This is a genomic window from Rhizobium indigoferae, assembly GCF_034554815.1.
Taxonomy (GTDB): domain Bacteria; phylum Pseudomonadota; class Alphaproteobacteria; order Rhizobiales; family Rhizobiaceae; genus Rhizobium; species Rhizobium leguminosarum.
Genome location: NZ_CP140638.1, coordinates 313,877 through 337,650 on the forward strand (window position 1 = coordinate 313,877; position 23,774 = coordinate 337,650).

Annotated in this window: 19 protein-coding genes and 2 pseudogenes; 7 read left to right on the top strand and 14 right to left on the bottom strand. The window is 60.0% G+C overall.

Annotated features, from left to right (window positions below; genetic code table 11):
* Nucleotides 1–3 precede the first annotated feature (3 nt).
* The 3 genes and pseudogenes from gmd to U5G49_RS33980 all read left to right on the top strand — a co-directional run bounded on the left by gmd (nucleotide 4) and on the right by U5G49_RS33980 (nucleotide 4,268).
* A complete protein-coding gene (gene gmd, locus U5G49_RS33970) occupies nucleotides 4–1,107 on the top strand; it encodes a GDP-mannose 4,6-dehydratase (RefSeq protein WP_113543863.1) in 1,104 nt (367 codons plus the stop codon).
* Nucleotides 1,100–2,190 (top strand): annotated as a pseudogene (gene fcl / locus U5G49_RS33975) (GDP-L-fucose synthase). The gene gmd and the pseudogene fcl overlap by 8 nt, the downstream one beginning before the upstream one ends.
* Nucleotides 2,191–2,738: 548 nt before the next feature.
* Complete coding sequence (locus U5G49_RS33980) at nucleotides 2,739–4,268, top strand: aldehyde dehydrogenase (NADP(+)) (protein ID WP_193445166.1); 1,530 nt, start codon at nucleotides 2,739–2,741, stop codon at nucleotides 4,266–4,268.
* Nucleotides 4,269–4,463: 195 nt separating this feature from the next.
* Here U5G49_RS33980 and U5G49_RS33985 read toward each other — a convergent pair whose 3' ends face one another.
* The 9 genes from U5G49_RS33985 to U5G49_RS34025 are packed head-to-tail and all read right to left on the bottom strand — an operon-like array spanning nucleotide 4,464 to nucleotide 13,812.
* Nucleotides 4,464–5,348, bottom strand: a complete 885-nt coding sequence (locus tag U5G49_RS33985) for an intradiol ring-cleavage dioxygenase (protein ID WP_168278390.1) — start codon at nucleotides 5,346–5,348, stop codon at nucleotides 4,464–4,466.
* A gap of 7 nt (nucleotides 5,349–5,355) precedes the next feature.
* The gene (locus U5G49_RS33990; RefSeq protein ID WP_193445165.1) at nucleotides 5,356–7,110 is read right to left on the bottom strand and encodes an FAD-dependent oxidoreductase; all 1,755 of its coding nucleotides are present in this window, start codon (nucleotides 7,108–7,110) and stop codon (nucleotides 5,356–5,358) included.
* Nucleotides 7,103–8,188, bottom strand: a complete 1,086-nt coding sequence (locus U5G49_RS33995) for a branched-chain amino acid ABC transporter permease (RefSeq protein ID WP_193445164.1) — start codon at nucleotides 8,186–8,188, stop codon at nucleotides 7,103–7,105. Before U5G49_RS33995 ends, U5G49_RS33990 begins: the two co-directional genes overlap by 8 nt.
* Nucleotides 8,189–8,197: 9 nt before the next feature.
* Nucleotides 8,198–9,061 (bottom strand): branched-chain amino acid ABC transporter permease, encoded by an 864-nt coding sequence (locus U5G49_RS34000; protein ID WP_193445163.1) that lies wholly within the window; start codon nucleotides 9,059–9,061, stop codon nucleotides 8,198–8,200.
* The gene (locus tag U5G49_RS34005; protein ID WP_047622217.1) at nucleotides 9,048–9,767 is read right to left on the bottom strand and encodes an ABC transporter ATP-binding protein; all 720 of its coding nucleotides are present in this window, start codon (nucleotides 9,765–9,767) and stop codon (nucleotides 9,048–9,050) included. The genes U5G49_RS34000 and U5G49_RS34005 overlap by 14 nt, the downstream gene beginning before the upstream one ends.
* Entirely contained in the window at nucleotides 9,767–10,486 is a 720-nt protein-coding gene (locus U5G49_RS34010) for an ABC transporter ATP-binding protein (protein ID WP_193445162.1), read from the bottom strand. The genes U5G49_RS34005 and U5G49_RS34010 overlap by 1 nt, the downstream gene beginning before the upstream one ends.
* Before the next feature lie 51 nt (nucleotides 10,487–10,537).
* Complete coding sequence (locus U5G49_RS34015) at nucleotides 10,538–11,818, bottom strand: ABC transporter substrate-binding protein (RefSeq protein WP_193445161.1); 1,281 nt, start codon at nucleotides 11,816–11,818, stop codon at nucleotides 10,538–10,540.
* 54 nt (nucleotides 11,819–11,872) lie between these two features.
* Entirely contained in the window at nucleotides 11,873–12,931 is a 1,059-nt protein-coding gene (locus U5G49_RS34020) for a maleylacetate reductase (RefSeq protein ID WP_193445160.1), read from the bottom strand.
* On the bottom strand, nucleotides 12,928–13,812 hold the full coding sequence (locus U5G49_RS34025; protein WP_193445159.1) for a dioxygenase family protein: 885 nt from the start codon (nucleotides 13,810–13,812) through the stop codon (nucleotides 12,928–12,930). Before U5G49_RS34025 ends, U5G49_RS34020 begins: the two co-directional genes overlap by 4 nt.
* Before the next feature lie 94 nt (nucleotides 13,813–13,906).
* On the opposite strand from U5G49_RS34025, the gene U5G49_RS34030 reads away from it, so the two are divergent.
* Nucleotides 13,907–14,857: a LysR family transcriptional regulator gene (locus U5G49_RS34030; protein ID WP_018448891.1), complete on the top strand. Its 951-nt coding sequence runs from the start codon at nucleotides 13,907–13,909 to the stop codon at nucleotides 14,855–14,857.
* Between the two features lie 330 nt (nucleotides 14,858–15,187).
* Nucleotides 15,188–16,141 (top strand): sulfonate ABC transporter substrate-binding protein, encoded by a 954-nt coding sequence (locus U5G49_RS34035; protein ID WP_193445188.1) that lies wholly within the window; start codon nucleotides 15,188–15,190, stop codon nucleotides 16,139–16,141.
* A gap of 205 nt (nucleotides 16,142–16,346) precedes the next feature.
* Here U5G49_RS34035 and otsA read toward each other — a convergent pair whose 3' ends face one another.
* The 5 genes from otsA to U5G49_RS34060 form a co-directional block, all read right to left on the bottom strand.
* On the bottom strand, nucleotides 16,347–17,738 hold the full coding sequence (otsA, locus tag U5G49_RS34040) for an alpha,alpha-trehalose-phosphate synthase (UDP-forming) (protein WP_193445158.1): 1,392 nt from the start codon (nucleotides 17,736–17,738) through the stop codon (nucleotides 16,347–16,349).
* 487 nt (nucleotides 17,739–18,225) lie between these two features.
* On the bottom strand, nucleotides 18,226–19,215 hold the full coding sequence (locus tag U5G49_RS34045; protein WP_018448895.1) for a substrate-binding domain-containing protein: 990 nt from the start codon (nucleotides 19,213–19,215) through the stop codon (nucleotides 18,226–18,228).
* A gap of 53 nt (nucleotides 19,216–19,268) precedes the next feature.
* Nucleotides 19,269–20,312 carry an ABC transporter permease gene (locus tag U5G49_RS34050; RefSeq protein WP_018247080.1) on the bottom strand — a complete coding sequence of 348 codons (1,044 nt, stop codon included), beginning with the start codon at nucleotides 20,310–20,312 and terminating at the stop codon, nucleotides 19,269–19,271.
* Nucleotides 20,312–21,829, bottom strand: a complete 1,518-nt coding sequence (locus U5G49_RS34055; RefSeq protein WP_193445157.1) for a sugar ABC transporter ATP-binding protein — start codon at nucleotides 21,827–21,829, stop codon at nucleotides 20,312–20,314. The genes U5G49_RS34050 and U5G49_RS34055 overlap by 1 nt, the downstream gene beginning before the upstream one ends.
* Nucleotides 21,826–22,824 (bottom strand): LacI family DNA-binding transcriptional regulator, encoded by a 999-nt coding sequence (locus tag U5G49_RS34060; protein WP_193445156.1) that lies wholly within the window; start codon nucleotides 22,822–22,824, stop codon nucleotides 21,826–21,828. The genes U5G49_RS34055 and U5G49_RS34060 overlap by 4 nt, the downstream gene beginning before the upstream one ends.
* Nucleotides 22,825–23,023: 199 nt before the next feature.
* Here U5G49_RS34060 and U5G49_RS34065 point away from each other — a divergent pair, with 199 nt between their 5' ends.
* Complete coding sequence (locus tag U5G49_RS34065; RefSeq protein ID WP_193445187.1) at nucleotides 23,024–23,464, top strand: RbsD/FucU family protein; 441 nt, start codon at nucleotides 23,024–23,026, stop codon at nucleotides 23,462–23,464.
* 113 nt (nucleotides 23,465–23,577) lie between these two features.
* Nucleotides 23,578–23,718, top strand: a pseudogene (locus U5G49_RS34070) (DUF736 family protein); the annotation flags it as partial.
* Nucleotides 23,719–23,774: the final 56 nt, after the last annotated feature.

Consider the following 23,774-nt stretch of genomic DNA (forward strand, 5'->3'; position numbering starts at 1 on the left):
ATCATGGATACGGGAATGACAAAGAACCGAAAAGTCGCGCTGATTACGGGTATAACAGGTCAGGACGGTGCCTATTTGGCCGAATTGCTCCTGGAGAAGGGCTATATCGTTCACGGCCTCAAGCGACGCTCATCGTCCTTCAACACCAGTCGAATCGAGCATCTATACGAGGATCCCCATGTCGAGAATCCGCGTTTTATTCTGCATTTCGGGGACATGACAGATTCAACCAATCTCATCCGTGTCGTTCAGGAAACGCAGCCGGACGAGGTCTATAATCTTGCCGCACAGAGCCACGTTCAAGTCTCTTTCGAGACGCCGGAATATACTGCTAACGCAGATGGAACCGGGACACTTCGGCTGCTTGAAGCAATTCGCCTCCTTGGGCTGACAAGGAAGACCCGCTTCTATCAAGCGTCCACCTCCGAGCTCTACGGCAAAGTCCAGGAAGTCCCGCAGAGCGAAACGACCCCGTTCTACCCTCGATCACCCTACGCGGTGGCCAAGCTTTATGCCTATTGGATAGTGGTCAATTATCGCGAGGCATATGGCATGCACGCCTCGAACGGTATTTTGTTCAATCATGAAAGCCCGATCCGCGGCGAAACCTTCGTGACGCGTAAAATCACCCGGGCAGCGGCTGCGATCCATCTTGGGCTGCAGGATAGGCTCTATCTCGGCAATTTGGATGCCAAGCGCGACTGGGGACATGCACGCGAATATGTCCGCGGCATGTGGCTGATGCTGCAACAGGACGAACCGGAGGACTATGTCCTTGCGACCGGCGAAACGCACTCCGTTCGCTCCTTTGTCGACAAGGCCTTTGCAAAGGTCGGCATGCCTATTGATTGGCGTGGGAACGGGGTTGAGGAAAAGGGATACGATAAGACATCCGGCCAGTGCGTGGTGGAGATCGATCCAGCTTACTTCCGCCCGACCGAAGTTGATCTTCTGATTGGCGATCCGACGAAGGCGCACACGAAGCTTGGCTGGAAACATGAGACCAGTCTGGATCAGCTGGTTACGGAGATGGTTCGCGAGGATCTGAAGGTCATGGCACGAAACGTGCCGTCGGTAGGCGTAACCAAAGGTTTTGCCTATGCCTGAGGTGATCTATAGCCTTGCCGGAAAAAGGGTCTATGTCGCGGGCCACCGCGGCATGGTAGGCTCTGCGATCGTGCGGCGTCTCGCTTCCGAGGGCTGCGAGATCTTGACGGCCACCCGCGCCGAGGTCGATCTCAGACGGCAGGACCAGGTTGAGGCCTGGATGAACAAGAACCGTCCCGACGCCGTCTTCCTCGCTGCTGCGAGGGTTGGCGGTATTCTGGCGAACGATACCTATCCGGCCGACTTCCTTTACGACAACTTGATTCTCCAAGCGAACGTCATCCATGCAGCTCATAGAACTCACGTCGAAAAACTGATGTTTCTTGGCTCGTCCTGCATCTATCCAAAATTCGCCGATCAGCCCATCGTTGAGGACTCACTCCTGACTGGATCGCTTGAACCCACGAATGAATGGTATGCGGTTGCCAAGATTGCCGGATTAAAGCTCTGCCATGCTTATCGCAAACAGCACGGTAGAGATTTCATCTCGGCCATGCCTACCAATCTTTATGGTCCAGGGGATAATTTTGACCTCGGGTCAAGCCATGTCATGCCGGCGCTGATACGCAAGGCGCATGAGGCCAAGATCAACCAGCAGCAAGAGATATGCATCTGGGGTACTGGCACGCCGCGGCGCGAATTCCTGCATGTTGACGATTGCGCCGACGCCTGCCTCCATCTCATGAAGACCTATTCCGCCGAAAGTCATGTGAACGTAGGTTCGGGCGAGGACATTACTATCCTGGATTTGGGATACCTCGTCTCCAAGGTCGTTGGTTTCGAAGGCAAGATCACGCGCGACCTGACCAAGCCAGACGGCACGCCACGTAAACTCTTGAGCGTCGACAAGCTTCGCACGCTCGGCTGGTCTCCTAAGATCGGTCTGAAGGAGGGTATCGCGGACGCTTACCGCTCCTTCCTTGATGGGCATTATCTCGAACGCAGCAACAGGCTATGTCCAGCGACTTGATCGGTCAAAGCGGCATCAGGTTTGGGAGAGCCAAGACTTCGGCGCTGCACGCGCCCACGCTCTCGACGGTCGCACATCATCCCTCACGCACAGCGAATTTGCGCGAGGAATAATAAGGATTTGTCTCGGGGGGGACGCACATGCTGGGGGGAGCAAATAATGCAACCAGTAGAAATTAGGATTGCAGCGTTAATTTTCCTAATAACCGTGTGGGCGATGGTTATCAGAGCGGCAATGGATTTTTTCCCGGTCGAGATGCCGGTATCGCTTATCGCGCTTTTACACGGATAGGCAACGTCGGATGGCTCCGTGAGATTACCTTCGGCTGGCTGTCGAACGACAATCGCTGCAGTACAGTCGGCAGGCGTGGCTGCACCGCGTTTGAAACGCGTGGCCACTCTTTTCCTGAAGCAGGGCATTCAGTTCTTCCTCGCCGATCTTTGGCGCCGGTGGGTTTTCGACGAGGCGGTAAAACTCTCGATCGCTGAGCGATCTTGACAATATCGGAGGCTGAAAAAGTATTACTTTTTGATAGCGTGACTTGGTTTTGCGGCGCTCTGAGACTATCTACATCCAGCCATCATCGTTGAAAGGTCCGCAAGCGATCTTTTTAACGGGGACCTGAACAGTGGTCCGGAATAGGTTTTCGAAAGGATGTATCATGAAAGTCTCCGGCGATCTTCTCATCGGCGGCGCGGCTCTGCGGGGCGGCGCAGCCAGCTTTTCCGCCACCAATCCCGCCATCGGCTCAACTATGGAGCCGAGCTTTGCCGGAGCGACGAAAAATCAGGTGGAGCAAGCCACGGCTATCGCCTGGGATGCTTTTCCCATTTATCGGGAGACACCGCTGGAGAAACGCGCGCTTTTCCTGGAGGCGATTGCAGAGAACATTCTCGAACTCGGTGACGATCTGATCCTGAGGGCAATGGACGAAACCGGCCTGCCGCGTGGGCGTCTCGAAGGCGAGCGAGCGAGAACCGTCGGCCAGCTTTGCCTGTTCGCCAAAGAGGTACGCGAAGGTGCATTCCAAGAACTCCGGCTCGATCCGGCCGATCCCGACCGGAAGCCTGCACCCAAGCCTGATCTTCGTCTTCGCAACGTAGCTCTCGGGCCTGTGGCGGTGTTCGGCGCTTCGAATTTCCCTCTTGCCTTCTCCGTCGCAGGAGGCGATACGGCCTCCGCCCTTGCGGCCGGTTGTCCGGTCATCGTGAAGGCTCATTCGGCCCACCCAGGGACCTCGGCGCTTGTCGGCAGCGCCGTCCAGCAGGCGGTCGCAGCAAGCGGCCTGCCGGCAGGAACTTTCGCCTTACTGTTCGACGCTGGTTTTGAGGTTGGACAGATGCTGGTCGCCGATCATCGGATACGTGCAGTGGGCTTTACGGGCTCCCGGCGCGGCGGAACCGCGCTGATGAATATTGCCTCGGAGCGAAAGCAGCCAATTCCGGTCTACGCCGAAATGAGCAGCATCAATCCCGTCATCCTTTTCCCGAACGCCCTGCGGAACAACGCGGAAGCGATCGGGAAATCGTTCGCGTCCTCCCTGACCTTGGGAGCCGGTCAGTTCTGCACCAACCCAGGCCTCATCATCGCAATCGATGGCCCCGGCCTCGATGCGTTCATAAACGCTGCCTCCGCAGCTCTTCAGGAATCGCCGGCTCAAACGATGCTCACCGGGGGGATGTGCGAGGCCTATCGGAAGGGTGTCGCCAGACTGTCGGCCTCGTTGTCTGTATCGCAGCTGGCGACGGGAAAGCAGGGAACGCCGCAACAGGCAGCGGCGGCCCTCTTTGAAACGAGCTCGGCCTCCTTCCTGTCAGAGCCCGAGCTTCAGGAGGAGATATTCGGCGCAGCAGGATTGATCGTGCGTTGCCGGGATGAAGCAGATCTGCGCCAGGTCGTGAACTCTTTGGAAGGTCAATTGACGATTGCCCTGCACGTCCACCAAGACGACTTGTCGAATGCTGCGGAAATGCTTTCCCAGCTGGAGCTCCTGGCCGGTCGTCTCCTCGTGAACGGGTTCGGCACCGGCGTCGAGGTTTCTCCGGCGATGGTGCACGGCGGGCCGTACCCGGCAACGTCCGACGGTCGGTCGACTTCAGTCGGCACCCTGGCAATCTATCGGTTTTTGCGACCGGTTTCCTACCAGGACTTTCCACCTGAGTTGCTTCCGGCGCCACTTCAGAGCAGGTAGCTCCCAGCATCCGCGTTCTTACCAGCAACCTATCTCGTGAGGGAAACGAGGGGGCGACCTTTCGAGGAGCACCCTCCCACCCCGCGCGCGACCAACGCTACGGACATGAGCGGTTGGCCGAAGATGCCCGTCCGGACCTCACCGCCGGTGGGACTGGTCGTCGACTTTGACGGGGCCGACTTGCGCCAAAAGATCCTACTCCTCCGGCCGAGCCAGCACGAAATCGTGCTCTACCTGCCAGAACTTACCCAGGAAACCGAGCTCGTTGGCGCGTACCGGATCCTCAACCTGCTGGAACTTGGCAAGCAAGCTCTCCTTCACACCGAAGACGGCGTCAGAATGGATATACGGGTCGTCCGGATCAAAGATGTGTGTCGTGAGCGTCTCGAAGCCGTGAGCCTTGATGATGTAGTGCAGGTGAGCAGGCCTGTAGGGGTGGCGACCGAGCGCGCCGAGCAGCTTGCCAACCGGTCCATCGTCCGGGATCGGGTAATACTTAGGCTTGACCGCACGAAACCAGTAACGGCCATCCGCGCCGGTGCGAAAGACGCCGCGGAGGTTGAAGTCTGGTTGGATTCCTTTCTGCTGCACGTCGTAGAAGCCTTCGTCGTTGGCCTGCCAGACGTCGATCACAGCGTTGGCAATCGGCCGGCCATCAGTGCCGAGGATGTGGCCGCCGATCACCATGTCCTCGCCCTTCTGATCGAGGCAGATGTTGGCGCCCATCGGCAGTTCTGGCGCGTCGGCAACGTGAAACGGGCCAAGAACGGTGCTTTCGGAAGCCCCTGAGGGCTTGCGGTTATTGATGGCGTCGACCAGCATCGACACGCCGAGCACGTCCGACAGCAGGATAAATTCTTGTCGCCATTCGTTGCATGTGTGCCCTGTGCGGGTGAGAAAAAGGATTGCCTCCATCCATTCCTCCTGCGTCGGCTCAAGCTCCTTTACCGCCTCGTGCAGCTTGCGTGTTACGACCTCCATCACACGCTTCAGGCGCTGGTCTGTGGCGGTGGCGTTCCGGCTCGTCACCACCTCAACTGAGTTCTCCTCTGTGAAGAAACCCTTTTCATGTGCGTCAATCATGGCCTCATTTCCCTAAAACGGTGGTCAGCACGCGCCGCAGTTCGGCTGACGGATCGTCGACGATCGCCTCGCTTCGCCAGGCGATATGATGGTCGGGACGCACGAGCAGGACGCCACTGTCGCGGATTTCGCGCATATTCGCCCAGTCGCCGGTAAAGTCCTGCCAGGGCTGACGCGGACCGATCAGCTGTGCGGCTATATCGATGCCCCGTTCCTTCCCCAGGGTTCGGGCGGCCTCGATCCAACCCTGCCCGCCAATGCCGGTGAGCACCGTGAACTTGCCGTGTCCAGCAAGGTCGAGCGTCGACAGCTTTTCACCTGTCGCGGAATAAACCCAGGCATGTGGAAGCCTTGCACCCGGCCAACTCGTCTGCTGGCAGTGCAGCTCCGGGTCTCTGGCGAACGCCGGCTCCGCCTGCCCATCCGTTACGATTGCGCCGGATCGATAGCGCTGGTTCATCTCGACGCCGTGGCAATCGAACTCATAGACCTTGTCGGCGATCGCCTTGCGGATGGCGGCGCGCTGTTCTTCAGCAGCAACCGTGTTGTTGCAGCGAGCATCCATGTTCTGCTGCATCTTAACCGGATCGATCGAATCAAGCAGGCCAAGCGCCTTGAAGATCGGCCCGAATTCTTCGATCGACTTGTTGGCGCGGGTGACGATCTGCTTGGCGACAGGCGCTCGCTCGTCCTGATAGCTATCGAGAAGTTTCTGGTCAGCGGCGCCCTTGAGGACGAAAGCCAGCTTCCATGCCAGGTTGAATGCATCCTGGATCGAGGTGTTCGAGCCGAGCCCGTTTGACGGCGGATGGCGATGGGTGGCGTCGCCCATGCAGAAGACGCGGCCGTTCGACATTGACGTCGCGTACATGTTGTTGACGGTCCAGGTCGAGACCGACTTGATCGTCATCTCGAGATCGGGATCGCCGACCAGGTCGCGCACGACCTTCTTCGCATGCGCTTCATCCACCGAAGGGGCCGGCTGATTGATGTCGTAACCCCAGACGATCAGCCACTCGTTCCACGGCCTGACCATGCGCACCAGACCCATGCCGATGCCGCCGACATCGGCGCCCGGCTGCAGCACCCAGTAAAGCACCGAGGGTCGATGGGCGACCAGTCGCGACAGATCCGCCTCAAACAGAATGTTCATCGAACCGGCAACGCCCATCTTGCCTTCGAATGTCAGGCCCGCATGTTCCGCAACCCTGGAATTGCCGCCATCGGCGCCCACCAGATATTTCGAGCGGACGGTGAACTCCTTGCCGGTCAGCCGGTCGAGACAGGTCGTCGTAACCCCGTCTTCATCCTGCACATGGCTTCGATATTCCGTCGACATGCGCGACTGGCTGCCGCGCGAACAGGCCGTCTTGTAGAGGAGCGGCTCCATGAAGGTCTGCGGCAGGTCATTCATAAGGGTCGGCGAGGACAGCTGGTGCTCGGCGCGCGACAGCGGATGTTTGCCCCAGCTTTTCATCCGGCCGATCTCCTCGCCGGTGAGCGAGGTGCAGAAGACGTTCTCACCCATCAGGTCCTGCTCGGCCGCGAACATATAGGCCTCATCCTCCACGTCGCGGCCGAGATCGCGCAGCACCTCCATGGTGCGCTGGTTGGTGATGTGGGCGCGCGGTGTGCTGGCGAGCCAGCGGTAGCGGTTGATCACCAGGTTCTCGACCCCGTAGGACGAGAGCAGGGCAGCGCTGGCGGAGCCTGCTGGGCCGGTGCCGATGATGAGTACGTCGGTGGTAATGTCAGCCATGAGGCCCTCCCCTATGCGTGAGATTGAGCGGCCCGCCCTTCAGGACGCGGCGAACCGGGAAAAGCTGGATGCCGGTGCGTTCTGAGAACAGTCCCCAAAGGCCGCGCGGCGCAAACAGCATGATGGCGATGCCGAGAAGACCCAGCATCAGCAGGTACCAGGAGCCGTAATCGGCCAGGAGGTTCTGCAGCAGAAAAAAGATGATGACGCCGAGGATCGGTCCCTCGATCGTGCCGATGCCGCCGATCACGACGATGAAGATGACATAGGCGGTCCAGTCGGTGACCGAGAAGGCCGCATCCGGCGAAATCCGCGCCTTCTGCACATAGATCAGCGCCCCGGCAATGCCTGTCATGAAGGCGGTGGCGAGATAGACCAGCGTCTTCATCCGCCGCGCATCGACGCCGACGGCGCGGGCCGCCTGCTCGTTGTCGCGCACGGCGGCGAGACCAAGGCCCTGCTTGCTGCGCAGCAGCCCATAGATGAAGCCGATGGTCGCGACGACGAGGATCAGCGCCAGCCAGTAGGTCAGTGCATCGCCTGCCTGCGAGGCCTTCATGCCGAAGACATCGCGCATTGCGCCGACGCCCATCATGTCGCGGGTCGCATCCCGCGGCAACGAGGTGCCTGTGCCGCCGCCGAGCGCTTTCCACTGGGCCAGCAGCAACCGCACGACCTCGGCCACCACCCAGGTGCCTATGGCGAAATAGGGACCATAAAGCCGAAAGGTGAAGAAGGCTGTGGGAATGGCAAGGGCGACCGAGAACAGCCCGGCAATCAGGATTGCAACGACCGGATCGATGCCGAACAGGATGACGCCGCCGAACATCGTATAGGCGCCGAAGCCGACGAAGACCTGCTGGCCGACCGAGATCAGCCCGGCATAACCGGCAAGCAGGTTCCAGTTCTGCGCCAAGACCAGCATGGTGAGGATGAAGAACAAGTCCTGGATGACGCCGCGCGAGACGATGAAGGGTGCGGCGAAGGCAAGCAGCAAAAGGGCAATGATCGCCGCGGCGGACAATGTCGATGCCCTGGTGCGCGTCTCGACGGTGAAGGAGGGAATGGCCATGGTCATCGATGCACCTCAATCCGCCGCGCGCGGGAAAAGGCCGCGCGGCTTGAACAGGAGAACGGCGAGGAATGCCAGATGGCCGGCAAGGATCTGCCATTCCGGATTGATCGCAGCGCCCAGCGTCTGGGCAACGCCGAGAATGATGCCGCCGGCGAGCGTGCCCCAGAGCGAGCCAAGCCCGCCGATGATCACCGCCTCGAAGGCATAGATCAGCCGCGCCGGTCCTGATGTCGGATCGAAATTTGCTCGCGTCCCGAGGTAGAGAGCCGCGATCGTCACCACGACCATGGCAAGTCCCGTCGCCATGGCGAAGATACGTTGCGGCCGGATGCCCATCAGCCCTGCTGTCACCGGATCGTCCGAGGTTGCCCGGAAGGCGCGGCCGACGGACGTGCGATAGATCAGCTGGTTGAGACAGACGATGACGGCGACCGCCGAAACGAAGGTCATCAGCGGCATGATGCCGGCGGTGACGGGGCCTAAATTCACGGAGGCGCTTTCGAGGCTGCCGGCAAAGACGCGGCGGCTATCGGCGGAAAAACCTTCGAGCAAGCCGTTCTGGATGACGATCGACAGGCCGAAGGTGACGAGCAGCGGCGGCAGGATATCCTTGCCGAGCGTGCGGTTGAGCAGGAAATATTGCAGGCCCCAACCGATGGCGAACATCAGCGGCATCGCTATCAGGGCGGCAACAAACGGGTCGAGCCCGAGTGTCGTCACCAGCACCAGGATCAGGAAGGCGGCAAGCACGATCAGGTCGCCATGGGCGAGGTTGACCAGCCGCATAATGCCGAAGACGAGACTGAGCCCCGCTGCAAACAGCCCATAGAGCCCGCCGAGCAGCACGCCCTGGAGAATGGTATCAAGCCAGTTCATGGTGATCCGTCCCGAAATAGGCCTTGTGGATGTCGTTGCGGCTAAGATCGGCGGCGCGGCCGAAGAGCGTCACCCGCCCTTCCATCATGCAGTAGACGCGGTCGGCCACCTTCAGCGCCTGGGCGATGTCCTGCTCGACGATGACGATCGAAGCGCCGGTCTCGCGGATTCGTGGAAAGGCGGCGTAGATATCGCGGACCACGACAGGCGCCAGACCGAGGCTGATCTCGTCGCAGAGCAGCACCGCCGGATTGGACATCAGCCCGCGGCCGATCGCCACCATCTGCTGCTGCCCGCCGGAAAGTGCTGTGGCCGGATTGTCGCGCCGCTCCTTGAGGACCGGGAACAGCGAAAAGACGCTTTCGAGCGTCCACGGCCCATCGACCTTGCGGCCATAATTGCCGATCAGCAGGTTCTCCTCGACACTCAGCGATGGAAAGAGCTTTCGCCCTTCCGGCACCATGGCAATGCCGCGCGCCAGAATGTCAGGCGCCGGCAGCGCGCCGATCGGCTCGTCGCGGTAAAGGATCGACGAAGCCGCATTGGCGAGCACGCCCGAGATCGAGCGCATCAGCGTCGTCTTGCCGGCGCCGTTGGCGCCGATGATGGCGATGGTTTCGCCGGCGCCGACCGTAATATCGACACCGAACAGCGCCTGGAAATCACCGTAGGAGGCAGTCAAGCCTCTGGTTTCGAGCAGCGCCATCAGATCTCGATCCCCAGATAGATTTCGCGCACATCGCGCGAGGCCATGATGTCCTGCGGCTTGCCGATGCCGATGACCCTGCCGAAGTGCAGCACCAGCAGCCGCTCGACGACGGAATTCAGCGCGTGCAGCACATGCTCGATCCAGATGACCGCAACGCCGCGCGCATGAATGGCGCGGATCGTGGCAACCAACGACCGGCATTCGCCCTCGGTCAGTCCGCCGGCGATTTCATCGAGCAGCAGCAGCTTCGGTTCCGTCGCCAGCGCGCGCGCCAGTTCCAGCCGCTTGCGCTGCAGCAGCGACAGGCCTCCGGCCAGCACATTCGCCTTGTCGATCAGCCCCGTATCCACCAGGATTTCGGCGCAGCGGTCCGACACCTCGGCCTCGCGCCGCCGCGAGCCGAAAGCGCCGGCGACCAGGAGGTTTTCAAAGACCGTCAGCTTCTCGAACGGCTGCGGGATCTGGAAGGTGCGGCCCATTCCCGACAGGCAGCGCGCCATCGGCGGCGTGCGCGTCACATCGCTGCCGAGAAAGCGGATGGTGCCGCTATCGGCGGCGATATTGCCGGTGATCAGATTGAAGAGCGTCGACTTGCCGGCGCCGTTCGGCCCGATGATCCCCAGCGCCTCGCCTTCGCAGACGGCAAAGGAAATCTGCTCGGCGACGGTCAACGCTCCGAATTTCTTCGAGACACCATCGAGTTCGAGAATTGCCAAACCCATTCCTCCCAGAACAGGCGGGGCCTCTGGCGGGCCCCGCGCCCAAAATCAGGCGATAGCTTCCATCTTGCCGCCGACCGGTATGTTCGGCGCCGTCTTATTGTCGGTGATGACGAGATCGTAGCCGCCGCCGTCTTTGAGCCGCCACTGGCCGCCGACGAGCGGCGTCTTGGCAATGTTCTTGGCGGCAAACGGCGGCAGGCCCTTGCCGTCCCAGGCGATCGGCCCGACCAGCGTATCGAGCTTGGTCGCCGCAATCGCCTGCGCGACGGCATCCCCATCCTTGGGGTCTCCGGCCCGCTTCATCGCATCCACCGCCAGCTCGAACAGCGCATGGGCAAAACCGATCGGCTGTGTCCAGGGCCTGTTAGTCGCCTTGGTGAAGGCGGCTGCCACCTGTGTCGCACTTTCCCCCGTCAAGGACGACTTGAACGGATGGCTCGGCGTCCACCAGACTTCCGACGACAGATTATGCCCGGCATTGCCAAGCGCCTCCACGGTCTGCGGGAAGAGTAGCGCCTTGCCGATCGAGGCGATTTTCGGGGCGAAACCCTGCTGCTTGGCCTGGTTCCAGAAGGTGGTGAAGTCAGGCGGGATCACCACGCCGGTGATGATCTCGCACTGGCCCGATTTGAAGGCGTTGATCTGTGCCGAAAAATCGTCGGTCATATTCTGGTAGCGGCCGGGGTCGATCAGGCCATAGCCCATCTTTTCCAGCACCGGCGGGAAGCCGACGACCTTATCGCCCCAGGCATTGCCATCGCCATCATTGGGGAACAAGCCGCCGACCTTCTTATTGGTCTCGATCTGCGCCCACATATTGGTGAAGACGGAGATGACGTCCTCGAGACCCCAGAAGAAGTGATAGGCATAGTTGAATGGTTTCCACGAGGTGGGGTCGCCGGGATTGCCCTGCTGGCCGATGAACCAGGGTTGCCAGGGCGCCACCGTCGAAATACAGGGCATTTCCTCGGCCTCGCAGGTGGTCGCCACCGGATTGGTGGTCTCCGGCGTCGAGGCGACGAGGATCAGGTTCACCTCATCGGTGACGATCAGTTCCTTGGCGACCTCCGCCGCCCGGTTCGGATTGGACTGGCTGTCCTTGACGACGACCTCATAGTTGAGACCCATCGACTTGGTGGTCGTCAGAAAGCTGTCGATGACGAATTTGTCGGCCTCGCCGAAGGCGGCAAGCGGCCCCGTCTGCGGGCTGACATAACCGAGCTTGATCGCAGCATCCTGTGCGATTGCGGGGGCGGCAAGCCCGGATGTCGCCACCAGTGCCCCGGTGGCGGCCGTCGTCTTCAGAAAATCGCGTCTCGTAAACATGTTTCCTCCTCCCATTTTTCTCTCCTCCCAGAGAGCGTGATGTCTGTCGTCAACTCATGCCGGCCGTTTGCCCTGCCAGGCATCCTGTAGCAGGGCACGAATGGATTGCCGGTCGATCGGCCTCGGATTCCAGTAGGGATTTTCGGTGGCGATCTCGGCTGCGCGATCGAGATCGGTTTCGCTGAGGCCAAGATCCTTCAGCGCCTGCGGTGAACCGATCTGACTGGCGAAATCCCAAAGCCCGCCGCCGACCGAACCGCCAAAGATATCGGCGACAGGCGCCAGAAGTTCCGGCACGGCAGCGGCATTGTAGGCGGCGGTGTGGGGCAGCATGATCGCATGCGTGTCGGCGTGCGGCGTATCGAAAGTGCCGCCCAGCGTGTGGCAGATCTTGTGGTGCAGGGCCATACCGACCGTGCCGAGCACGGTGCCGCAGAGCCAGGCGCCGTAGAGCGCATCGGCGCGGACATCGGCATCCCGCGGCACAGCGACGATGTCGGGCAGACTGGTCTTGAAGGCCCGCAGCCCCTCCGCCGCCATCAATGTCGATATCGGGTTGCGATCCTGCGCGTAGAGCGCCTCGACCGCATGGGCCATGGCATTCAGGCCCGAGGTGACGCTCATGCCAACCGGCAGGCCGAGCGTCAGGGTGGGGTCGTAGATCACCACCTCAGGCAGGATGCTCGCATGGCGCACGGTGGTCTTGCGCCCGCCATCCGTCTGGCCGAGGATAGGCGTGACTTCCGATCCGGCATAGGTGGTCGGAATGACGATCTGATGCAGATCCGTGCGATAGGCGATTGCCTTGCCAAGCCCGGTGGTCGATCCGCCGCCGAGCGAAACGACGCAATCGGCCCGCGTTCGGAGAACCACCTCCATCGCCTCTTCGGTGACATCGACTGGCGTGTGCATGACGGCGCCGGCAAAGACGCCGACGGCGAGAGAGCCCAGCCGCGCGGCCAACGCTTCAGCGTCGGCCCTCTGTTGCGGCGTCGAGAGGACGAACGCCTTGGCGCATCCGAGCTTTTCCACCCATTCGCCGGCGGCAGCGCTCTTGCCTTCGCCGAAGACGATATGGGCGGGGCTGCCGCGATAGATGAAATCGCGGCTCATGTGTCGGCTCCCTGTCTGGCGCGGACCATGACGAAGGCGAGGTCGAGCCGCCAGGTCGTTGCGCCCTTGCCTTGCCGCTCGCTCTGGCGCTCGAAGCTTCGCACTAGCTCCGGCTTGACGGCGAAGATCGCGTCTTCGGCCAGATGCGGATCGCTGCCGTCATAGATATGCGTGGTGATCGTCTCGAAGCCCGGCGCCTTGATGATGAAATGAAGATGCGCCGGGCGGCGCAGCGGATAGCCCGCCTCCCGCAGAAGCTTTCCCACCGGACCATCGTCGGGCACGCCATAGCCACATGGCTTTATGGTCCGATAGTAGAAACGTCCGTCCGCATCCGTGCGGAAGCTGCCGCGCAGATTGAATTCCGGTTGCAGGTCCGGCTGCTGGTTTTCGTAGAGCCCTTGAGCATTGGCCTGCCAGGTGATGATTTCGGTATTCGCGATAGGATCGCCATCGAGATCCTGCACGCGGCCGGAAACCTCCAGTGTCTCGCCGATTCCATCGAGCGAAATATTGCCGCCGAGCGGCAGTTGCGGAACGTCGGCGCGGAAGAAAGGTCCGCGCACGGTGTTGGGGGTGGCCGTCTTCGGACGGCGCGAGTTGATCTCCTCGACCAGTGCCGAAGCGCCGAGCAGATCCGACAGCAGCACCCACTCCTGGCGCCGCTCGTCGCTGGCGTGGCCGACATCGGTCAAGAATTCGATGACCTGGCGCCATTCCGCCTGGGTGGGTCGCACTTCGCGGATCAAGGTATGAAGATGCGTCACCGCCGCCGCGAGAACCTGCGGCAGGCTGTGCTCCTTTGATGGCGGAAGTCGTTGCGCGAACATGTCATGCGAGTTGGCCTCGCTGAAATTCAGCGCCATCGGACCCGGCGTCATGCGTCTCCTCCAAAGCAATGGCTGGTAGAGATAAATTAGCGCGAGATCACGTTGCCCATGATGATTTTATTCCAGTTTAATATATCATATCGTTATGAAGATAGATGAACGACATCTTGTCCAACTGGCTGCGGTCGTCAAAACCGGCGGCGTCACCGAGGGCGCGGCCCTGCTCGGCCTTTCCCAGCCGGCGGTGTCGCGCACGCTTTCCATGCTGGAAGCGCGGATCGGGGAACCGCTCTTTATCAAGGGCCGCCGTCCGCTGCAGCCGACGCCGCTCGGCCGAGCCTTGGCCGACCACGGTCAGACCATGCTCTCGGCATCACGCAAGGCCTCCGATGTCGTCGAAAGCTTTCGGGTCGGCAGGAGCGGCGTGGTGCGTGTCGGCGGCACGCCTTTTTTCATGGACGCGTTGATCGCCGGGATGGTCGCCGAGTTCCAGAACCTGCATCCAGACGTGCGCATCGACCAGACCTATGGTTATTTCCCAGACCTCCGGGCCGCGCTCAATGCCGACCAGATCGACCTTGCCATCTGTCCAATCGATATTCTCGACGAGGGCTCCGGCCTTGAATTCCAGCAAATCCTGCCCGGCCGCAACGTCATCGCCTGCCGGGTCACCCATCCATTGCTGTTGAAGCGGCGGCCTCAACCGGCACACCTGCTCGATTTTCCCTGGGTGGCACCACCGCCAGGCAGCCCGCTGCTTACCGATCTGCGCAGCATGCTCCTGTCTTTCGGCGCAACCGAAGTCAAGATTCGCTATTCGGGCGGCTCCCTCATGAGTGTCGTCCACTACATGAAGGCGGCTGACGCACTGACCATCATGCCGCACAGCGTCGTCTTCGCATTGCGTAACGAAAAATCCATCACAGCCCTGCCCGTCCCCATCCCCCATCCGGAACGCGCGCTCGGTCTGTTGAAGCGTTCGGACGCACCTCGCACGCCTGCCGTAGATCACTTCGCCCGCCACATCCGCACGGGCTTCGATAACCTCAAGCACCTGATCAAGCGGCATGAGCAGTCAGTGGTCTGGGGCTCATAAACACGATGCAAGAATTTGATGTAGGTTGGCGCCACTACACATTCGACTTGACATCGACGACCCAGATACAGCCGGGTTGTCCTTCCTCATGGCCATATTCCTTGTCAAGGAAACCGTCATCGGTAAAGACGGCAGCCACCCGCTGTTTTAGCAACGCCTCGACGCTCCGATCGGCGCTCGAAATCGGGCCAGCAACAGGCGCGGTTCTTTTTGCTCGCTACTGCGGCAGAACAAAAAAGCGAATCCCGAAGAAGCGCACGCGAGAGCACGTATACTCTAGGAAAAATGTAGACATACTTTATTTTAGCGTCGTCTATTCCGGAGGGTATGATGAAGATCACAAGACGCGCTTTCACTGCGGTGGTGGCAGGTGCCATCGCGACACCTTTGATGCAGGTTCGACTGGCTGGTGCGGCTGACAAGGTCGTGCGCATCGGTTACCAGAAATATGGAACTCTGGTGCTTCTCAAGGGCAAAGGGTTGCTGGAGAACAAACTCAAATCCATTGACTACACCGTTGAATGGACTGAATTTCCGGGCGGTCCCCAGCTCCTCGAAGCCCTGAACGCTGGTGCTGTCGATTTCGGATCGACCGGGGAAACGCCGCCGATCTTCGCCCAGGCGGCGAACGCTCCGCTTGTCTATATCGCACACGAGCCGCCCGCCCCGCGCGGTGAAGCCATACTTGTCCCGAAGGATAGCCCCATCAAGTCCGTTGCCGACCTGAAGGGCAAGAAGGTCGCCTTTAACAAAGGCTCGAACGTGCACTACCTGCTCGTCAAGGCGCTCGAAGAAGCCGGTTTGACCTACGAGGACGTGGAGCCATCCTTTCTCGCCCCGGCCGATGGCCGCGCGGCTTTCGAAAAGGGCGCAGTGGATGCATGGGTCATCTGGGATCCCTTCCAGGCAGCTGCGGAAGTGGCGATCGAAGCGCGAGAGCTCAGAAACGGCGAGGGCATCGTTCCCAACCACCAGTTCTATCTCGGCACGACTTCGCTGGTTGACGGCCATGCCCAGGCGATCGATGTCTTGATCGACGCCATTTCCGAGATCGACGAATGGACCAAGTCCGACACCGCGGCTGCGGCTGCGGAGCTATCACCGTCGGTCGGCATCCCCGAACCTGTCCTCGTCAAGGCGCTCGAACGTCAGTCCTACGGGATCAAGAGTCTGGATGACACCGTCGTCGCGCAGCAGCAGAGCATCGCCGACACCTTTTTCAAACTGAAGCTCATTCCCAAAGAGGTGACGATTGCGGACGTCGTCCGCAAGGGCAAGGCGTGATGCCCATCTTCAGGATCTGAGCACTGGCTCGAGCGAGAAGGTCTGGCCGCCTTCTCGCATGACACTCAGCCGGGACACCGGGCTCCGTGTGAAGCTGAGACGCGGTGCATTGGGAGGGGCCGCAAATCAGAACGCAACCCTCTCAGTCGTGAGTTTTGGCGCCGGCGATCCGGCGCGGTTCGATCGTCCGGTTTGCGTGGAAAACCTAATTGGCGGCAGGCGTCTTCACGATCAAATCTCTCAGAAAGTCATTGCACCAGCGAGAGACGTCGTGTTCGAGCAGATGATCCATCATTCCCCGCCAGCGTTCGCGGCGTTCTTCGATCGACATCGTGAGTGCCTTGGCAAGGGCATTGGCGGTGCCTTCGACATCATAGGGATTAACCAGCAGCGCACCTTTCAACTCGCGGGCTGCGCCGGCAAAGCGGGAAAGAACGAGGACGCCCGGGCGATCGGGGTCTTGCGCCGCGACATATTCCTTCGCGACCAGGTTCATCCCATCGCGCAACGGCGTTACGAATCCGATTGTCGCAAGACGGTAGAGGCCAGCGAGCACATTTCTGCTGCTGGACCGATTAATGTAGCGGATCGGCACCCAATCCACGGTTCCTATCGCGCCATTTACCCGGCCCGCCTGTTCAGCCACCATTCGCTGCATCTGTTCATATTCAGGCACTTCGGATCGCGATTTGGGCGTGATCTGCAAGTATGTCACCTTGTTTTGATAGGCTGGATTGTTGGTGATGAAACGTTCGAAAGCGTCCAGACGCTGGGTAATGCCCTTCGAATAGTCGAGCCTGTCGACGCCGATGATCAAGTCGCGTCCCTCGACGCTCTGCCGGGCCTTGCGGACCATTATGTTTGCCGAAGCTTTGCCTGCGAGTTCAGCGAAAGCCGCGGTCTCGATCCCAATTGGGTAGGCAGCTGCCTTGAACGTCCGTCCGTGTGAATCAAATAAGCCGTCGCCGAGGTCGTTACCGATACCCTCCCGCGCGAGATAACCGGCGAAATTCTGAAGATCATGGTCGGTCTGGAAGCCGAGAAGGTCGTAGTGCGACAATCCACGCATGATTTCCTCATGCACCGGCATCGTGACGAGCACGTCGGCTGATGGCCAGGGGATGTGCAGGAAGAAACCGATTCGGTTTTTCAGCCCTATCCGGCGCAGTTCCGCCGCCAGCGGAATGAGATGATAATCATGCACCCAGATGACGTCGTCCGGCTCGATCAGCGGCGCCAGCCTCTGTGCGAAGAAGCGGTTGACGCGGAAATAGCCGGCCATTTCCTTGCGGCCATACTCTGCAAGATCGAGCCGATAGTGGCAAACCGGCCAGAGAACGCGGTTGGCAAAGCCGTGATAATATTCCTCGACGTCGGTGTCGGTCAGGTCGGTCACGGCATAGGTGATGTTACCTTGCTGCCGCAGCGAGAGCCTCTCCGGTTCACGGCTTCCGCTCGACTTGCCCGACCATCCCATCCAGATGCCCCCGCGTTCCTGGAGAGCGGCCTGCAAGGCGACGGCAAGACCGCCCGCCGGTGCCACGCCGTCTTTATCGGGAATCGGCACTCGATTGGAAACGACAACAAGCCGTGCCATTGCAAAGTCCTTTCAGGGAGTGTTCTAGCCGCGAATGGCCAATGATCCGATCAGTCCGCGAAGCTGCCGACATGGCAGGAGACCGAGACGCGCATACGCGAGTCGACGAACTGCTAGACTTACCTCTTTTGACTTCGCCAACCAATACTTGGTCGATAACATCGTCGGTGATGACCAGTCCAGACGCCTTCTGCCACATGACATGCGATCAGGCTAGCGCCATTCCATCGCTTTGGGTCATCAATGTTCGGTGACGTTTTCGGGTTTGGCTTTTCGGTTTCGCGATCTTGGCCCAACTCGGACCTGACATTCTGTCACGGCTGGCGCCTCACCAGCCCCGCGGCACCGTAAGAAGACTTAGGCCGGCTGCTGCTGAAATTTTCGACCAACTGGTCGAATGACGCGACGACTCGGTCAGACGCGCCAACCGGTGGATATGGTTCAACCCGGCTGAACTGACGCGTCCGGCCGGGTTGAGTCTGGAGCTTTACTTACCCATCATCTGCTTCGCGTTTTCGGGCGTAATAGCGGTGGTATCGACCGTTACTGTCGCCGGCACCGACGATGCGCAGTCCAGCAATATCGACTTAGCCATGTCGACCGCCTCTTTGCCTCCTGTCGGATAAGTGAAGGTCGCTGACCAGTCGCCCTTTGCGACTGCCTCGATCCCGCCTGCTGGACCCGGCAAGCCGTCGGTGCCGATGATCTTCACGCTCTTACCGGCACCTTTCGCAGCAAGTAGCGCACCCGCCGCCATCATGTCGTTGCTGGCATAGACCATCTTGATATCGGGATGAGCCTGCAGCATTGCCGCGAAGGCGGTCTGCGCTTTATCCGGCAACCAGTCAGCCGCTTGTTCCGCCACGATCTGGATCTTGGGGTTTGCCTTCACGCCATCTTTGAAGCCGTTGAGCCGTTCGACGGCTGGTGTCGAGCTCGGCAGCCCCTGCAGCACGGCTGCCTCGCCGCCGTCCGGCAGAAGCGTCTTGCTCGTATATTCGCCGGCGGCCAACGCGATTTTGTAGTTATCTCCTCCGATGAAAGCTGTGTAGTCCTTGCCAGCCTCACCGTTTGTCTTGCGGTCAAGTTCGATGACCGGGATACCCGCGTCCATTGCCCGCTTGACGGCGGGCGTAAGCGGAGCCGCCTCGAAAGGCGAGATCAACAGAAGGTCAACCTTTTGGGTGATGAAATTGTCGACCTGCGATGTCTGGGTGTTGACGTTGCCCGCGCCGTCAGCGATCTGCAGCGTGAACTGCGGGACTGCCTTGGCGGCTGCCTCTAGTTCATCGTTGACGTGCTGGCGATAGGGCTCCGCATTGTTGGCCTGCGAGAAGCCGATGACGAACTCGCCATCCTTGGCACAAGCCTTCACCAGCGGATCGGCAGCGTGGGCCACGCCGGCAATAGCAAGGCATGACCCGGCCAGGAGCGCCATGCGCCCGGCATGCGACAGTCGAAATGCATTCTGTGTCATTACTTTCTCCTCCACATTGATCCCGGATCCACCCTCCGGGTGATGCCGCCACACTACCTGCCCAATCCTTCGCGGCGACGAACGAGGGATTGAAGGACTGCCGCCAGAACGATAATTGCCGCGGTAGCAAGCAACTGCATCGCTGGCGTGATGTTGTTGAGCTGCAATATATTGGCCAAAGCGCCGAGCATGATCGTACCGGCGATTGTTCCGACCATTGAACCTGACCCGCCAAACAGGCTGGTTCCTCCGATGACGACAGCCGCGATGGCCGTCAATTCATATCCGGTCCCATCATTGGCACTCCCAAAATTGAATTGCCCGGCATGGACGATGCCAGCAAGCGCGGATGCAAAGCCGGTAATGGCGTAAACGGCGATCTTGATTGCTGAGACCGGAACACCTGAGATGCGGGCGGCGCGCTCATTTCCGCCGACGGCATAGACGTAACGGCCGAATCTGGTCGTGTTCAGCACCAGCGTGGCGATGCAGGCAAAGATCAAGAAGACGATCGTAGCCACGGGAACGACGTTGCCGAATAGTCGACCGCCCAGAATGGCAAAGATGGGCGGAGCGAGCCCAGGACCATCACCATAAGAGATATTGATGTATTGATTGTCCGACACAACGAGTGCAAGCCCGCGGGCTGCCTGTAGACCGGCGAGAGTCACGATAAACGCTTCAAGTCGAAACTTGCTTGAGATCGCTCCCTGGACCAACCCGAAGCAAATGCCCATCAGCAGCACTGCCAGCACCGTCGTGATCAGCCCAAAACCGCCTGAGACCATCAATGTTGCTGTTACCACGCTCGCAAGACCAAGTGTCGCCCCAACCGAGAGATCAATTCCGGCCGTGATGATCACGAACGTCATTCCGATCGCGATGATGCCAGTCTCAGACACCGCACGGACGATGTTGGCGATGTTGTCGGGTTGAATGAACAGGATGACACCGTGCCGACGCGGTGAGAAAATGATGCCCCCGGCGAAAACGAGTATAAGGCCGATCAAGCTTTGGAAGCGGACCAACACCGCAAGCGGATCCATCCGCTTGGCGGGCTGAATGGCTGGATTGGATGTAATTTGCTGTTCGGACATCAGGCCTCCCTCCCGTTGGCGGCCGCCAGGACTTCGTGTTCGTCGACGCCGCCAGAAAACTCAGCAACGCTGCTGCCGTTGCGCAAAACCACTATTCGATCGCACAGGCCGATCAGCTCGGGCATCTCGCTCGAAGCGACAAGAATGCCCAATCCCTCTGAAGCAAGTTTGCGCAGGCGGGCGTAGATTTCCCCCTTTGCGCCGACGTCGACGCCACGCGTCGGCTCGTCGAGAAGCAACAAGCGCGGATTTCCCAGCACTTCCTTTGCGAGGACGACCTTCTGTTGATTCCCCCCCGAAAGTGCCCCGACCGCGATCCCGGGATTCTTGGGACGGATGTCGAATTGGCCGAAAGAACTTTTGATCGCGTCCTCTTGGCGTCGCGCAGACATAAAGCCTCTTGGTGATATCCAGCGGATGATCGACATCACCAGATTGAGACCTACAGACATACGCAACATGAGCCCGGCTCCACGCCGGTCATCGGTTACGAATGCCAGTCCTGCCCTGCGAGCAGCCGCGATCGATTTAAGCCTGGTCGGTCTGCCACCAATCGTAATGTCCTCATGCCACCGGCCTGGCACGCCTGTTCCGTAGAGTGCGCTCAATAGCTCGGTTCGACCCGCCCCCATAACGCCAGCGAGCCCTACGATCTCGCCGCTACGAACATCGAGATCGACTTTGATGGGCGCCTGCCACCCGGGAGACGCGCGATGTGGGCGGAAGGAAGCCTGCCGCATCCGCAGGAGCACGTCACCAACACTATGGGCGCGGCGCGGATAAAGCTCGTTCAAAGGACGTCCGACGAGAAGCTGCACCAGTTCGGCCTGCGGAGCATCTGGTTTGGTGACACCAGCCACCTTGCCGTCCCGCATGACCGTTACGCGGTGAGCGATCTGCGGCACTTCCTCAAGACGATGCGAGATATAGACGATGCCAACGCCCGAGGACGCCAGGCCACGCATGATGTCGAACAATCGATTCACTTCGCCAACGGTTAAGGCAGCCGTCGGCTCATCCATGATGAGGGCTCTCGATGCGTAGGAAAGCGCCTTGACGATGGCGACGACCTGGCGCTGGCCGATCGAAAGCTCACTGACGAACTGGGTGGGATCGATCGATCGGTCGATCGCTTCCAGTCTTTTGCGCGCCTCTTGCAGCATCGCCTTGCCATCGAGCGTGCCATGCCGATGGACAAGCTCGCGCCCGAGAAAGAGATTGGCAGCCACGGTCAGGCTCGGAACGAGGTCCAGCTCCTGGAAGATCGTTGCGATTCCCGCTGCTTGTGCATCACGCGGGCTGTGAAATCGCGCGGGTTTGCCGTCGATGAAAATCTCTCCCTCGTCCGGCGTATTCACACCGGACAACAGGTTCATCAACGTCGACTTTCCGGCACCATTTTCACCAAGCAGCGCATGGATTTCGCCAACCTTTAGTTCGAAATCCACGCCGCGAAGCGCCTGAACGCCGCCGAAGCGCTTGACGACACCTTTCGCTGAAAGAACAACGTGGCTCATGCTGCCTCTCCACACGATTCACGCACCCGCAAAACTGGCGACAGTCGAATGGTCTCGCGGGGGCGGAGCTTGTTGCCTATCCGCTCGATCAGCAAGTCCGCCGCCTTCCTGCCAATCTCATCGCAAGGCTGGGCCATCAGCGTCAGGCGCGGTTCGAAATAATCTGCCCATTCGAAATCATCGATCCCAAGTACAGAAATGTCCGCGGGAACACGCAGCTTCCGCTCCCGGATAGCCCTCATAGCCCCGATCATCGCCAGATTGTTCGAAGCAAGAATCGCTGTCGGCGGCTCCTTCAGCTCCAACAAACGGTGAGTCGAAGCCGCGGCGTCGGCGGTGCTGCGATTGCCGTCGCTGATTAAATTGTCCTCTACCTCTATTCCCTTCTCGATCATCGCTGCGCGGAAGGCCTTTGCGCGCTCCACGGTCGTCGCAAAGCCGGGTTGACCGAGAATGATCCCAACCCGTCGATGATGCAGCGTCACGAGATGATCGACGAGCGTTTGTATTGCGGCGACGTTATCCGTCCCGACCTGGTCGAAACGGTTGTCCGACAGCCTGTCAACAAGCACACAGGGAAGGTCGGACCGGATGAGATAGTCCAGCGCTTTTTTAGGATCGCCCGAAGGCGCAAGTATAATCCCGTCGACTCGGCGTTGATGCAGATGCTGGACCAGTTCCAGCTCCCGGACCGGGTCATCTTGCGTGTCACAGAGGAACACGATCAAGCCCCGTTTGGAACACTCGGTTTCAATCGCACAGATGATGTCACTGAAATAAGGGTTCGAAATTGCGGAAATCGCGAGGCCGACGGTACCTGTCGACGACAGTTTGAGCGAGCGAGCGACTGTATTGGGGATATATCCGATCGCCTCCACGGACTCGAGGACGAGCTTGACCTTCTCGGGTGAGACGTAGCGCGTCTTATTGAGAACGTGCGAAACCGTGGAGACTGAGACCCCGGCCGCCTTTGCCACCTCGGAAATAGTCGTCATGAGCGCACTCCAGCTCTCGCCAGCAGCGCAACAAACAGGTTTTTCAAACTATCCTCCCAAGCGAAATTCCAACCTCCAGAGGCTCTCCCAGGATCCGCTATCTGATAACGCTAGCGCCATCGAAACGTTTGCGCAATCGTTTTTTTCTGCTAATTATTCATCATTCTCGTCGATGACAGTCTATTGGGAGGGAGATGCCATGTTGAAGGGTGTGCCGCCGTTCATTACGGCCGACGTGCTGTGGGTCATGGCCTCCATGGGTCACGGCGACGAACTGGCAATCGTGGATCGAAACTTCTCCGGTTTTCGTGTAGCGACCCAAACCACGAGCGGAAAGCTTCTCATCTTAGAGGGTGTCGATGCACCGACTGCAGTCCGCGGGATCCTTCAGATGATGCCCTTGGACACGTTTAGTGAGACGCCTCTGATGCACATGGAGGCCGTCGACGCGCCAGGCGAGCTGCTGGAAGTACACAAAGACGTCCTCGCCGTTTGCAGTGAAGCAGAGGGGCGTTCGATAGCGAGCCAACCGGTCGAGAGGTTTGCGTACTATCCCATCGCGATGCGATCGTTTGCAGTCATCCAGACGGCGGAATCACGCGCCTATGGGAACTTCATCCTTAAGAAGGGCGTGGTCTGAGGGTTCTCTTCGACTAACAAATCTGCGACTTGCCACCCTTGCTGCTTTGCGGCCTCTTCAGGTGCCGTCCGACCGTCACCGATCCTTGTGACAGCCATCGAGGCCGTGAAGGGCGCTTCAGCGAGAGCGACCGCGACTATCTCTCGGTCAAGCTGGGCGATCCAAGCTTCCCAGCTCCGATCTACGCAACGCTCTCCGAGATCGAAGGCGAGGACGGCTACCAGCTGATCTGGTCCCGCCCCAACCGCGACTAAGAGCCCGCTAAGGCCCCCGCCGCTCAGGCGGGGCCGAACTGCTGACACAGACATCC